Genomic DNA, 12870 nt, shown 5'->3' on the forward strand with positions numbered 1-12870 from the left:
GCATGGAGTGCGAGCGGCTGCGGGAGCAGGGCGCCGAACTGGCGCTCGGGGTCCTGCCTGCCCGTGAACGGGCCGAGGCGGTCGCCCACCTGGACCGTTGCCCGGAGTGCCGGGAGCACGTCGAACGGCTGACGGCGGTCGGCGACGGTCTGCTCGCCCTGCTGCCGGAGGCCGAGCCGCCGGTCGGCTTCGAGAGCCGGGTCGTCCGGGCCATGGGCGCCGCCCCGGTGCCGGAGCGGAGGCCTCGCAGGCAGCGGCTGCGGCTGGCGGCGGCCGCGGCCGCCGCGACCGTGGCCTGCGGTTTCGGCGGCTGGGCGGTCGGCACGGTGGTCGAGGGCGCGCCGGCACCGGTCGCCCAGCGGACGCACGGCGGACTGCGCGAGGCCGCCCTGGTCTCCGGCGGCCACGAGGTGGGCCGCTTCTTCGCTCACGGCGGCGACCGGAGCTGGGTGTACATGTCCGTCGAGCTCCCCGGGACCGACCGGGGCCCGGTGCGGTGTCTGCTGGTCCGCGCCGACGGGTCGACGGTCCCGGTGGGGTCGTTCCCGCTCAAGGACGGTTACGGCTACTGGGGGGCGCCGACCCCGGTCGACCCGACGACCACGACCGGCGCCCGCCTGGTGGGCCCGGACGGAACGGTCCTGGCCACGGCACGCTTCTCGGCGTGAGGCCGGCTGAATACCTCCAGAGACTACAGATGAATTCCACCGTAGATGACTCCGGCTTGCACCAGGGGCCCCATGACGGATCCAGAAACCTGGTTGTGCGTACCTGAAGCGATCCCACTCGGTTCGGCCTCACCTGTGCTCTCGCCGGACATGAGAACCCCCTGATCGATCTCAATCATCGAAGTCGGACGAGGGCCTGGTACGCAGCCATGCGGAACAACTACATGTTCATTCGTTCCCGTCGGCGACCGCTCGCACACGCGCTCGCGGGCCTTCGCGGCGATGGAGTCGCTCCGACGTGTCGTTTGATCTCGTCTCCGTTGGGGGTGGGTCGACCGAGACGCAGCGCCTGCCGAGGTGGAGGGAGCGTTCGGGGACGGCCGACCTCAGGGCGTCCAGCAGATCGGCGCGGTGGGCGGTGCGCGCCGTCAGGCGGGCGCCGGGCGCTGAGGCGGGACTGTCGGTCCGGGGGCGAAAGCCGGCCTTCCCGACCCGTGACGGTGACCGCGTCAGGACGACGGACGCCTACAGCACCCGGGCCGAGGCACGCACAGGGCACGTGACCATTTCCGACGGGGCCAGGGTGCCGCGTCGACGGGCCGAGCAGGGCCCCGTCCGCGACTGCCCTCAGTGACGCAGCAGGTCGCGGAATCCGGTGAGCAGGGCGCGCAGCCCGAGGTCGAAGGCCAGGGTGGCGCGGCTGCGGTCGGCGGGGGTCTGGTCGAGTACGGCGCTGAGGTGCGGAGCCGTGTCGCGGGCGACGTCGGAGACCATCACGGGCGGCGCCACCAGGTCGAGGGCGGAACCGAGGACGAAGCTCTCCAGCGCGGTGATCACCGGCATGACCTCCTTGGCGGCGAAACCGGCGTCGAGGAGCAGCTCGGCGACCTTCTCGTACATGGCGTGCATGAAGGGTTCGGCCAGTGGGGCGGTGGCGAGCAGGGGAACCGCCCCGGGGTGGGCGGCGAAGGCGGCGAGGTAGGAGCGGGCCCAGCCCTCCAGGGCCTTCTCCCAGGGCTGTGACCAGTCCTGGTCGCCTCCGGTCGTCAGGGCCAGTTCCTCGCGCATCAGCGAGATGATCTCGTCGCGGCCGGCGACATGGTGGTAGAGCGCGGACGGGGCGACACCCAGCGCCTTGGCCAGGGCCGGGATGGAGAGTGCGCCCTGCGCGTCGGCCAGGCGCAGTGCCGCCGCACCGATGCGCCGACGGTCCAGCAGAGGTGTGCGCGGCCGTCCCACGGTGGCTCCTCGTCTTCGTGTGCCGTAACCCAGAAGTTACCGAATGACATTCAGTAAAACTCTTCCCAGTCGCCTGGGCGGCGCCTACATTACCGGAAACCGAATGCCTTTCAGTTAGGCAGCCGGCCGAAGGAAGGGCACCGTCCGACGCCATGCATGCCGACATCGTCTTCACCGAAGGAACCGTCCGGACCGGGCTGGCAGACACCCCCGTCCACGACGCCCTCGCCGTCACCGACGGCCGGATCACCGCCCTCGGCGCCGCGGCGCTGGCCGCCAGGGGACCGCGCACCACCGTCGTCGACCTGGCCGGCGGGACCTTGCTGCCGGCGTTCGGCGACGGACATGTCCATCCCGTGATGGGAGGACTGGGGCTGGCCGGGGTGCCCGTCCGGGACCGCACGAGCGTCGACGAGATCGTCGGGGCCGTACGGGACTGGGCCGCCGAACACCCGGAGACGGAGTGGATCACCGGTGACGGCTTCGACCCGTGGCTCGCCCCCGACGGCCGTTTCGACGCCCGGTGGCTGGACGCCGCCGTACCCGACCGTCCCGTCGTCCTGCGCACCATGGACCACCACACCGCCTGGGTGAACAGCGAGGCCCTGCGCCGGGTCGGTTACACCGCCCGCACGCCGGACCCGGTGGGCGGGGAGATCCTGCGCCGGGACGGATCGTCCGAGCCGCTGGGCACGCTTCGCGAGTTCGGCGCTCTCGGCCCGGTGCTCGCCCTCATCCCCACTGCGTCCCACGAGGTGCAGGTGGCGGCGCTGCGCGAGGCCGCCGCCCGGTTCGCCGCGGCCGGCGTGACCTGGGTGCAGGACGCCTGGGTGGAGCCGCACCACGCCGACGTCTGGGTCACCGCGGCGACCACCGGGCCGGGGCTTCCGGTACGCGCCGACCTCGCCTTCGTCCTGCAACCCGACGGCTGGCGCGAGCGCATCCTCCGCTTCACGGCGGACCGGGACAAGGTGGAGAGCTCCGCTCCCGGGCTGCTGACCGCGCGGAGCGTGAAGTTCTTCGCCGACGGCGTCATCGAGGCCGGCACCGCCGCCCTCCTCGAGCCCTACAGCGACTGCCCGCACTCGCACGGCATCGCCAACTGGTCCCCCCAGGAGCTCGCCGAGGCCGTCACCGCCGTCGACGCACTCGGCTTCCGCGCGCACCTCCACGCCATCGGCGACGGCGGAGTCCGGATGGCCCTGGACGCGATCGAGGCCGCGGCCCGCACCAACGGCGCCCGCGACCGCCGTCCGGTCATCGCCCACGCCCAGCTGATCGACCCCGCCGACCTGGACCGGTTCGCCGCCCTCGGCGTGGTCGCCAACCTCCAGCCGCTGTGGGCCCAGCCCGATCCCCTGATGACCGAGCTGACCCTGCCGAGGATCGGCCCGGAACGCGGCGGGCGGCAGTACCAGATCGCCGCCCTGCTCGCCTCCGGTGCCCGGCTCTCGTTCGGCAGCGACTGGCCGGTCACCGCCCATGAACCACTGCGGGGCATCGCCACCGCCGTGACCCGTCAGACGCCACAGGGTGTTCCCGAGGGCGGCTGGCTCCCCGAGGAGCGGATCGACGTCGACACCGCTCTCGCCGCCTACTCCGCAGGGTGCGCCCACCAGGCGTTCGAGGAGAAGGAATGGGGCGCGCTGCGCCCCGGAATGCGCGCCGACCTGGTGCATCTCGCCGCCGACCCGGCCGAGACCGCCCCCGGCGACCTCGCGCACCTCCCCGTCCTGGGCACCTGGCTCGCGGGCCGGCGTACCCACCCCGCCCCCGCTCCCCGCGGCACGCGGCCCGGGAGACGATAGACCCACGTCGTCCTCACGGCCGGGTCCGCGTCTCCCCGACATCTCGCTCATCTCGCCCGCTCCTCGACGACACACACTCTGCGGAGACCTCATGACCGAGCCCCTCGTCCCCACCGCTCCCCAGCAGCCCCCATCGGCCGCCGGGGCCGATCCGAGCCCGCACCTCCAGCGCGGCAGTCTCGGTGTCGCCGACATCGTCTTCTTCGTCGTCGCCGCGGCCGCCCCGCTCACGGTCATGGCCGGCGTCGCTCCCCTGGCCATCCTCTTCGGCGGCATCGGCGCCCCGGTCGCCTATCTCGCCGTCGGGGTCCTGCTGGTCCTCTTCGCGGTCGGCTTCACCGCGATGACGCCCTACATCCGCAACGCCGGCGCCTTCTACTCGTACATCGCGCGGGGCCTCGGACGTCCGGCAGGGCTGGGGGCGGCGTTCCTCGCCGTGTTCTCCTACAACTCCCTCCAGATCGGCCTGTTCGGCGCCTTCGGCTTCTTCGCCTCCACCACCGCGAACGACCTCCTCGGCGTCGACCTGCCCTGGCCGGTGTACGCCTTCGCCGGGATCGCCGTCGTCTGGTTCCTGGGCTTCCGCTCCATCAACCTCGGCGCCAAGGTCCTGGCCGCCCTGCTGATCGCGGAGACCGCCATCCTGGTGCTCCTCGCCGGAGCGGTCCTGGTCAAGGGCGGCGCGAGCGGGCTGAGCTTCGACTCCTTCGCTCCCTCGAACATCTTCGTCTCGGGGATGAGCGGACCGCTCGGTCTCCGCCGTCGCCGCGTTCATCGGCTTCGAGGCCACCGCCATCTACCGCGAGGAGGCCCGCGAGCCCGACCGCACCGTGCCCCGTGCCACCTACCTCGCGATCGGCTTCCTCGGCCTCTTCTACGCCTTCATCGCCTGGATCATCGTGCAGGCGTTCGGCAGCGACCAGGCCGTCGCCGTCGCCGCGAAGAACCCGGCGGAGATGTTCTTCACCGCCATGACCCAGTACGTCGGCGGCTGGGCGACCGACGTCCAGCGTGTCCTCATCGTCACCAGCGTGCTCGCCGCCCTGCTCGCCTTCCACAACGCCATCACCCGGTACGTCTACGCCCTGTCGGCCGAGAACGTCGCCCCGGCGTCGCTGGGCCGGGTGCACCCCAGGCATGGCTCGCCGTGGGTGGCCGGCGTCGCCCAGAGCGCCCTGGCGGTCGTGGTCGTCGCCGTCTTCGCCTCGATCGGCGTCGACCCCTACACCAAGTTCTTCCTGTGGGTGAACACTCCCGGTGTCGTCGGCATCCTCGTCCTCCAGGCGCTGGCGGCCTTCGCGGTGGTCTCCTTCTTCCGCCGCAACCGCGCCGAGCACGGCGAGGGAAGCCTGCGCACCCTGGTCGCGCCCGCCGCGGCCGGCGTCCTCCTCACCGCCGTCACCGTGCTGGTCTGCAAGCGCCTGGACCTGTTCACCGGCGCCGGCGCGGCCGTCAACTGGACGCTGATCGCGCTCGTCCCGGCGGTGTTCCTGGCCGGCACGGCCCGTGCCGCACACATCCGCCGCACCCGGCCCGAGGTCTACGCCAAGCTCGCCACCACCGACGTCGACGCCGCCTGACCGATGTGCGCACAGGGGCGGTCCCGCCGTCCGGCCGCAAGCCGGAACGCGGGACCGCCCCGCGCCGTTTACTCCCGTGCTGCGCAGCGCGGGGATCGACGGCCAGCACTTCGCCCGCGACATCCCCGGCGCCGAGGAGGCGGGTGCACCGCCACGGCGGTCACCTGCTGCCCGAGGAGCCAGCCCATCGCGAGGAGTTCCTCGCCGTTCAGCTCCACGGCGCCGAACATGCGGTCCACAACATGGGCGACCAGCGCCGCCCGGTTGTCGAAGTGCCGTACAGCGTCGCCGTGCCGGAGCCCAGGCGCTGGGCCAGCGTGCGCATGGAGAGAGCGTCGGAGCCGTCCTCGTCCACGATCCGGGCAGCGGTCGCGACGATGCGCTCCAGCGGCACGGGCGGCCGCCCCGGGGAACGCCGAGCCGATCCAGCGCCCGGTAGCCCGGGACCAGCGACTGCCACGGAACGTCCCACCTCCTCGGCCGCGACGGCGACCTGCAGCTATCGGTTCTTGTCGGCGAAGGTCAGCAGATGCTCGCCGGTCAGACGGAGCACCTCGCGCGTGTCCTCGCTGTTGCGGTCGACCAGCCAGCACAGGATGAGGCCGTCCAGTACGGCGTTCAGATAACGGGCGAGGACCGGAACCGGCTCGGTCCAACGGATCCCCTCGCTCTCGGCGGCCTCCGTGAGAAGCTTCTGGTGGACCTGCAGATAACTCTCGTACTGCTGGCGGGCCAGTTCCTCGAAACCGGCCTGCCGCAAGGCGTAATGCGTGAGCTCATAGGTCACCTGGTGCTCTCCCGGACTGAGCTCCACGCCGTCCCAGAAGGCACCCAGGCTCCGGTAGACGCGTTCACTCAGGTCACCGCCCTCGTGAAGGGCCTTCCACGCCGCTTCGGCACTCCTCGCCGTGAAGCGGGTGAGGACCTCCTGGAGGAGTTCCTCCCGAGAGCTGAAACAGTAGTGAAAGACCCCCAGGGGCATGTTCGCTTCATTGACGATCGCGCGCGTCGTCGCTTTCGTGACTCCGTCGCGGACCATGACGCGGAACGCCGCTGAGATCAGCTCTTCCCGTCGGTCTTTCGCCGCCATGCGAGCCATGCAGTCTGCTTTCCCCTGAGGCCGAGATTCCCGTGCATCCTATCCCAGCGTCTTGGACGGGTGACCGACATGGGGCGGGAACGGGCGGGCCGCGGGCCCTCACGGTGAACGGAGGCCGGCGTCCAGCATGCGCGTCAATGCGCCGACCCGTCCCCCGCCATCCGGTGCCGCCGGGAAGCGCTCGAGTACCTCCACGACGGCCGGTGTCGCGCGGCGCACCGCTCGATCGACGTGTTCGGCGCCGATGGCCGGGTCGTGGCCGGCGGCCAGTTCGGCGGCCCGGGCCGCGTGAGCGGCGGCTCCGAGGATGTGCTTGACCTGGGTGGCCTTGGCCAGCGGGTGCAAGTAGGCGGCGCCCGCCGCGGCCATCGCCGCCCGGGCCGCCTCGCTCGCGGCCGCGGTGTGCGCGCTCCGGGCCGCCTTGAGGGCCGCCCACGCCGTGTCGCGCAACGGCTTCCCCCGCTCGCCGCCCCGAGCGAACTCCCACGCGGCACGGACGGCGTCGCGCGGCCGCGCGTCGTCCGGCTGATCGGCCTCGAACAGCTCGAGTACCGGTTCCGCGCACGCCGCGGCGAACGCGGTGACCTCACGCAGCTCCTGCTTGCTCAGAGCGATCCCGCTCCCGTCCTCCGCCATGAAGCCATCCTCGACCAGGGGGCCGGTCCGGCCCGGAGGCCCGGTCGGAGGATCAGGTACGGGGTACCGGTCGACCGGATCGCCGGGCGCCAGGGCCGAGATCACGTCCGTCCGTCGGGTTCCTCGATGATCCAACGCGAACGCGACGGCACGGAGGGGTCGGCCACCACCTCGGCCAGCGGTTCGCCCTCGGCGCGCAGCAGCTCGGCGATCTCGGCGGCAAGTGCGGGGAACGCGTCCGAGAGTCGTGGGTACGGTCCGTCGGTCACCGTGGCACCGTACCCGGCGCGGGCCGGGCCGATGCCCTGGTCCGGCCACGGCGTCAGATGCGGGAAGGTTCGGTCAGCGGCAGGAGCGCGGGGCGTTTGGCCAGGCGGCCGTCGCCGGAGGAGCGGCCGCGCAGACGGCGGGCGATCCAGGGGCCGAGGAAGGTGCCGGCCCAGCGCAGCTCGGTGGTGACGGTCCGCCAGGCGGTGGTGGGGGCCTGCGCGGCCGGCAACGGCCGGGTCCACTCGGTGTCGCTGCCGGGGAGGGCCAGCGCGTGGGCGACGGCGGCCGCGATGCGGGCGTGGCCGAGGGGACTGGCGTGCAGCCGGTCGGCGCTCCACAGACGCGGGTCGGTCACGACGGGGTGCGCGGCCGTCTCCGCCACCACCACGCCGTGGCGTCCGGCGGCCTCCCTGATGCGCTCGTTGAGCCCCTGGACCCGCGGCCCGAGCGGACGGGCAAGCGGTGTTATGCGCCCGATGTCGGGGATCGCCAGCGTCGCCACCGTGGCGCCCTGGGCGGTGAGTGCCGCGAACATCGCCTCCAGGTGGCCGGCCACCTCGTCGGCGTCGAAGCTCGGGCGCAGGAGGTCGTTGACCCCGGCGACGACGGTGGCCAGGTCCGGTCGCATCGCGAGCGCCGGGGCGAGCTGTCCGGCACGCACCTCGTCGGCCTTGCGGCCGCGCACGGCGAGGTTGGCGTAGTGCACACCGGGGCTGTGGCGGGCCAGGTGCTCGGCGAGCCGGTCGGCCCAGCCGCGCAGGCCGTGAGTGTCGTCGCCGTCGCCGACCCCTTCGGTGTGACTGTCCCCCAGGGCGACGTACCGCAGATAGGCACCGTTCGTCATGGACCCGCTCCCCTGTCCGCATAGGCAACTGAGCACCTAGGTGCATTGTTGACTATGAGGATAGCGTCGGGCTGCTGCCCGATGCGCCGAGGTGCGCCTTGCGGCCCCGCGGGCGGCCGCGAGCGGCGTCAGGCGGTGACGTCGGAGTCGTCGGTGCTGCCGAGCGGGCGGGCGAAGGTGTGGGGCACCGGGGGCACGTACATCCAGTGCTCGTCGACCTCGTGCACGCCGACGCTGCGCCCCCTGGCCGTCCCGGCGGCCCGCGAGCGGGGGTCGCCTTGATGCACGTCCGGCTCGCCCTGACCGAAGCCGGGTACGCGGCCCAGCCGCTGTGGGGCGAGTTCGGCCGCCCGGGACCCGCCCTCGCCCGCTCGACGCCTCGGTGCGGGGGGCGGAGTGGCGCGGCCGGGGCGCGGTCCGGGACAGGTGCCCGCGGCGCGGCCGCCTAGCGCGCTCAGCCGCGCGGTGCCACGTACAGGCTCTGGGTGCTGCGGCCGAGGGGGCCCTTCTCGTCGTGGAGGGCGGACTCGGCGATGCCGATGCCGGCGGCGTCGACCATCGTCCGGGCGTCCAGGCAGACCCACTCGCCCTCGGGGTGGCGGTGCACGCCGACGGTGAGGTCGGCGTTGATGAAGACGTAGCGGTGGAAGTCCAGTTCGGCGCTGACGCCGTTGCCCGAGTCGGCGGCGATCAGCACCCTGCTGAGCGGTGCGATCTCCTCCCCGGCGACCAGGGGCACCCGCATGCGCATCCACGCCTGCGCCGGGCCGGGCTCCAGGAAGGAACCGGCCGCGAAGCGCACCTCCATCGCGGTGTGGTAGCCGCGGTCCCAGGGCACGGGGAAGAACGGCTTCGCGAGCGCGCTCGCCGGGCCCGGCACCTGGGGGCCCGGCGTCACCTCGGGAACCGAGTGCGGCGCCGTCTTCAGGAGCAGCGCCGTCACTCGCATCACGTCCGCGCCGCCCTCGGGCGTGAGGACGGCCTCGACCAGTTCGGTGCTGCGTCCCGAGCGCAGCACCCGGACGGCCACGGTCAGCGGCCGGATCGGGACCGGACGCATGATCTCGTACGTGAGCCGGGCGACCCGCAGGTCCGGCCTGGCCCCCGGCCGCTGCTCGACGGCCAGCCCGAGCAGCGCGGCGGGCGGGCCGGCGTGCTGGGAGTCGGCGTCCCACGGCCCTCGGGTGGACGGGGTGGGGAGGAACCTGTCCTGGCTCTCCCGCTGGTAGAAGGCCTCTGCTTCCGACACCGCTGTGCCCTTCCCTCCGTGGTCCGCCGGACTGTCCCGCACCATGCTACTAAGCGCTTGCTCATTCCGTCGGGGAGCCGCGACGGCCCGGCGGCACCGCCGGGCGGGCCCGTCGGCCCCAGAGGTGGTACGGGGTCCCGCCCGCCCCACCCGACTGTGGCCGGATTAGCCGTCTGACAGATGTTCGATCGCCGCGATACTCGGGGCTGGGCAATCCGTCCCGCAATTTCCGTCTCCGGAGGCCGCCGATGCCACAGATCAGTGTTCACACCGCGGTGCTCGACGCCTGGCTGTCGGGTGCCGAGAGCGCGTACGGGCAGGTCAATCCCGCTGGTCCGCTCTACGTCGGTGGCGCTGCCGCCGAGGCCGCGCTCACCGACCCGAGCGACTCCCTCTACGGCTTCTGTTCCAGCCCGAGCGGGTCGCACGGCAGCTGGTGCTGCTGATCCCCTGAGGCACGACGGGAGCGGGGGGACCGTGCGGCTCCCCTCGCCCTCGGGGGCGCGTCGCCGGACGGGCCCACACATCCGGTGGAACAGGGACGGTGACGGGTGAACGGATCTGCTCCGGTGCAGCCGACGGGCGCGGTACCGATGGACGCCGTACAGGGGGACAAGGACGAGACGGAGTGGTTCGCCCGCCCCGTACGCGTCCTGGCCCGCCCCTGGCGGGAGGAGCTCGCGCGGCGGCTGGCGGACGTCGACGGGCTCGACGCGAAGGAACGGGACGTGGTGCTGGAGGCGGGGCACACCGCGCTGCTCAGGTCCCTGCACGCGAAGCTGTCGCGGCTGTTCCTCATCGAACTCCATGCGCTGCGCGTCGCGGCGGACGGCGCGGCCGACGGGGAGAAGGCCGGAGCCGGAGCGTCCGACACGGCGTCCTGGGCCGCGTTCATCGAACTGGCCGCCCAGGACGGCTATCTCGACCGGCTGGCCGGCCGGTATCCCGTCGTGGGCGGGCGGATCGCCTCGGTCGCCCGGCTGTCGGTGGGCGCGACCGCCGGTTTCGCCGAACGGTTCGCCGCGGACCGGGAGTCGCTGCGCCCGCTGTGCGCGACGGCCCCAGGACGGCTGCGGGCCGTCACCTTCGGGGCGGGTGACACCCACCGCGGCGGACTGACCGTCAGCCGGGTCGACCTCGACGACGCGAGCGTCATGTACAAGCCCCGGTCGTCGTGGATCGACGTGGCGCTGGGCGATCTGCTGGAGGAGCTGTTCGCGGACCTCGCCGACGCCCCGGCACCGCACGAACGCATCCGCGTGCCGCGCACCCTGGCCCGCGAGGGCTACGGGTGGGCCGAATTCGTCCGCCACCGCTACTGCGCCGACGACGGCGAACTCGCCGTCTTCTACCGCAACGTCGGGCACTGGCTGGCCGTCCTGCGGCTGACGGGCGGTACCGACATGCACGCCGAGAACATGATCGCGGCCGGTCCGGTGCCGGTCGTCGTCGACGCCGAGACCCTCTTCGACGCCCCCGCGCCGTTCCCGCCCAGTGGACGCGGCGACGCGGTGGACGCGGCGGCCGCGGCGATCCGCCGCACGGTGCTGCGCACCGGACTGCTGCCCGTGCGCGGCACCGGCTTCGCGCTGGGCGGCGTCGACATCTCCGGCATCGGGGCGCTGCCCGGCCAGCAGCCGCTGATCCCGCACCCGGTGATCACCCGGGGCGGCACCGGGGCCGCCCGCTTCGAGGTCGGCCTGGTCGCCATGCCCACCGCGGGCAACCACCCCAGTCCCGCCCCGGTACTGAGCGCGTACTGGGACCGCGTCCTCGCCGGATTCCGCGAGATGACCGCACACCTGCGACGGCCGGGCACGGACCCGCACCGGCTGCTGCGGCGCTTCGAGGGCGTGCGGGCGCGGCGCATCCTGCGGCCCACGCAGGCCTACGTCGACATCGGCCGCATGCTGTGGCACCCGGCGTCGCTGCACGACGAGCCCGCGGCCGTCGAACGGGCCCGCGACATCCTGCGCCGCAACGCCGAGGTGCTGCCGGGAGCGCCCACCGACCGGGTGACCGTCGAGGGGGAGATCTCGGACCTCCTCGTCGGCGACGTCCCGATGTGCACCTTCACGGTGGACTCCGCGGCCGTCGAGGCGACCGTGCGGGACTGGCGGACCGCCGACCTGCCGCTGGAGGAGTCGGTGATCCAGGACGCCCTGGTCGGCGCCTACCTCAACGAGCGGTCGCTGCCCGGCCGGGTCCGGACCGCCGCCCACCGCCCGCACGCCCGGGACCGGGAGCGGCGCCGTCGTCACCTGGCCGCGGACATGGTACGGCGGCTGTGCGACGGGGCGGTGCGCGGGCAGGACGGCACGGTCACCTGGATCAGCCCCGTGTTCACGCCCGCCGGATGGTCCATCAGGGTGCTGCCCGCCGACCTCTACACGGGGCAGGGCGGGGTCGTCCTGGCACTCGCCGAATACCTGGCCGAGGTACGGGCCGGACGGGCGGACGAGGTGCCGGGCGTCGCCGAGACCTTCGACGGAGCGCTGCGCGTCCTGGTCGGCACCGAGGACCTGGCGACCGTGCCGCCCTCGGCGGGCGCGTTCAGCGGTGCCGCGTCCCAGGTGTGGACGTGGCTGGCGCTGCACCGCGTGCTGGGCGATCCCTGGCTGCTGAACAGAGCGGCCCTGCGCGCGCTCCCCCTCGCCGGGGGCCCGCTCGTGGACGACGACGTCGAGGTCGACCTCCTCAACGGTGCCGCGGGCGCCGTGGTCCCGCTGCTCGACCTGGCCGCCGCGACCGGGGAGGACCGGTGGGCGGCCGCCGCCGCCCACGTCGGCCGACGGCTGAGCGGACTGGCCCTGCACGACACGGCCGGGGCGCGCTGGACCACCCGGCTCAACCCGCAGGGCATCGGCGGCTTCGCCCACGGGGCCACCGGCATCGGCTGGGCCCTGGCCCGTCTCTCCCTCGGCGAGGCGGGCACCGCCGCCGAACGGCAGGGCTGGAGCCGCCTCGCCGAAGAGGCCTTCGCCTACCAGGAGTCGCTCTGGCAGCCCGGCGAGGGCAACTGGCTCGACGCCCGGGTCGGCGCCGAGGAGGACTTCTTCACGAGCTGGTGCCACGGCAGCGCGGGCATCGGCGTCGCCATGCTCGACCTGCACCGGCGCACCGGCGATCCCGCGCGCCTCGACACGGCCCGGCGGGCCGCCCGCGCCTGCGCCGCCGAGGGCTTCGGCTGGAGCCACACGCTGTGCCACGGCGACCTCGGTCTCTGGGAACTCCTCACCGCCCTCGAGCCCGGCCGCACCGCCCCGCTCGACGGCGAGATCCTCACGAGTCTCGAACAACGCGGGCCCACCGGCGGTCTGGCCCGCGAGGCCTTCTCCCCCAGCCTGATGGCGGGCCTCGCCGGAGTCGTCCACACCCTCCTGCGCATGCACCCGGCGGCCGACCTGCCCGATCCCCTCCTCCTGGACCCTCGCCTCGCGGACCTCGGCACGCCCGGGTGACGTCCGGGCCCCGCAC

Annotated in this window: 11 protein-coding genes and 2 pseudogenes; 5 read left to right on the top strand and 8 right to left on the bottom strand. The window is 73.5% G+C overall.

Annotated elements, in window-relative coordinates:
* Positions 1–2 precede the first annotated feature (2 nt).
* Positions 3–668 (top strand): hypothetical protein, encoded by a 666-nt coding sequence (locus tag U5640_RS01130; protein WP_340384858.1) that lies wholly within the window; start codon positions 3–5, stop codon positions 666–668.
* A 627-nt stretch (positions 669–1295) separates the two neighbouring features.
* On the opposite strand, the gene U5640_RS01135 is transcribed toward U5640_RS01130, so the two are convergent.
* Complete coding sequence (locus U5640_RS01135) at positions 1296–1907, bottom strand: TetR/AcrR family transcriptional regulator (protein WP_340373914.1); 612 nt, start codon at positions 1905–1907, stop codon at positions 1296–1298.
* A gap of 152 nt (positions 1908–2059) precedes the next feature.
* Between U5640_RS01135 and U5640_RS01140 the strand changes: the two genes are divergently transcribed.
* Both U5640_RS01140 and U5640_RS01145 read left to right on the top strand, forming a co-directional pair.
* Positions 2060–3715, top strand: coding sequence for an amidohydrolase (locus U5640_RS01140; protein WP_340373915.1), 1656 nt, complete (start codon positions 2060–2062; stop codon positions 3713–3715).
* Between the two features lie 91 nt (positions 3716–3806).
* Positions 3807–5295, top strand: a pseudogene (locus tag U5640_RS01145) (APC family permease).
* Positions 5296–5474: 179 nt separating this feature from the next.
* Here the strand turns inward: U5640_RS01145 and U5640_RS01150 are convergent.
* The 7 genes and pseudogenes from U5640_RS01150 to U5640_RS01180 all read right to left on the bottom strand — a co-directional run.
* Positions 5475–5689: pseudogene (locus U5640_RS01150) on the bottom strand (helix-turn-helix domain-containing protein); the annotation flags it as partial.
* A gap of 105 nt (positions 5690–5794) precedes the next feature.
* Positions 5795–6394: a TetR family transcriptional regulator C-terminal domain-containing protein gene (locus tag U5640_RS01155; RefSeq protein WP_340373916.1), complete on the bottom strand. Its 600-nt coding sequence runs from the start codon at positions 6392–6394 to the stop codon at positions 5795–5797.
* 99 nt (positions 6395–6493) lie between these two features.
* Positions 6494–7030, bottom strand: coding sequence for a putative immunity protein (locus U5640_RS01160; protein WP_340373917.1), 537 nt, complete (start codon positions 7028–7030; stop codon positions 6494–6496).
* A gap of 101 nt (positions 7031–7131) precedes the next feature.
* Positions 7132–7299: a hypothetical protein gene (locus U5640_RS01165; RefSeq protein ID WP_340373918.1), complete on the bottom strand. Its 168-nt coding sequence runs from the start codon at positions 7297–7299 to the stop codon at positions 7132–7134.
* Positions 7300–7352: 53 nt separating this feature from the next.
* Positions 7353–8144 (bottom strand): SGNH/GDSL hydrolase family protein, encoded by a 792-nt coding sequence (locus U5640_RS01170; RefSeq protein ID WP_340373919.1) that lies wholly within the window; start codon positions 8142–8144, stop codon positions 7353–7355.
* Between the two features lie 128 nt (positions 8145–8272).
* Positions 8273–8431: a hypothetical protein gene (locus U5640_RS01175; RefSeq protein ID WP_340373920.1), complete on the bottom strand. Its 159-nt coding sequence runs from the start codon at positions 8429–8431 to the stop codon at positions 8273–8275.
* Positions 8432–8598: 167 nt separating this feature from the next.
* Positions 8599–9393 carry a thioesterase family protein gene (locus U5640_RS01180; protein ID WP_340373921.1) on the bottom strand — a complete coding sequence of 265 codons (795 nt, stop codon included), beginning with the start codon at positions 9391–9393 and terminating at the stop codon, positions 8599–8601.
* Between the two features lie 248 nt (positions 9394–9641).
* On the opposite strand from U5640_RS01180, the gene U5640_RS01185 reads away from it, so the two are divergent.
* A complete protein-coding gene (locus U5640_RS01185; protein ID WP_340373922.1) occupies positions 9642–9839 on the top strand; it encodes a DUF6229 family protein in 198 nt (65 codons plus the stop codon).
* A gap of 105 nt (positions 9840–9944) precedes the next feature.
* A complete protein-coding gene (locus U5640_RS01190) occupies positions 9945–12854 on the top strand; it encodes a type 2 lanthipeptide synthetase LanM family protein (RefSeq protein WP_340373923.1) in 2910 nt (969 codons plus the stop codon).
* The last annotated feature ends 16 nt before the right edge of the window (positions 12855–12870 follow it).

Source organism: Streptomyces sp. SS7 (genome assembly GCF_037993025.1).
Classification (GTDB): domain Bacteria; phylum Actinomycetota; class Actinomycetes; order Streptomycetales; family Streptomycetaceae; genus Streptomyces.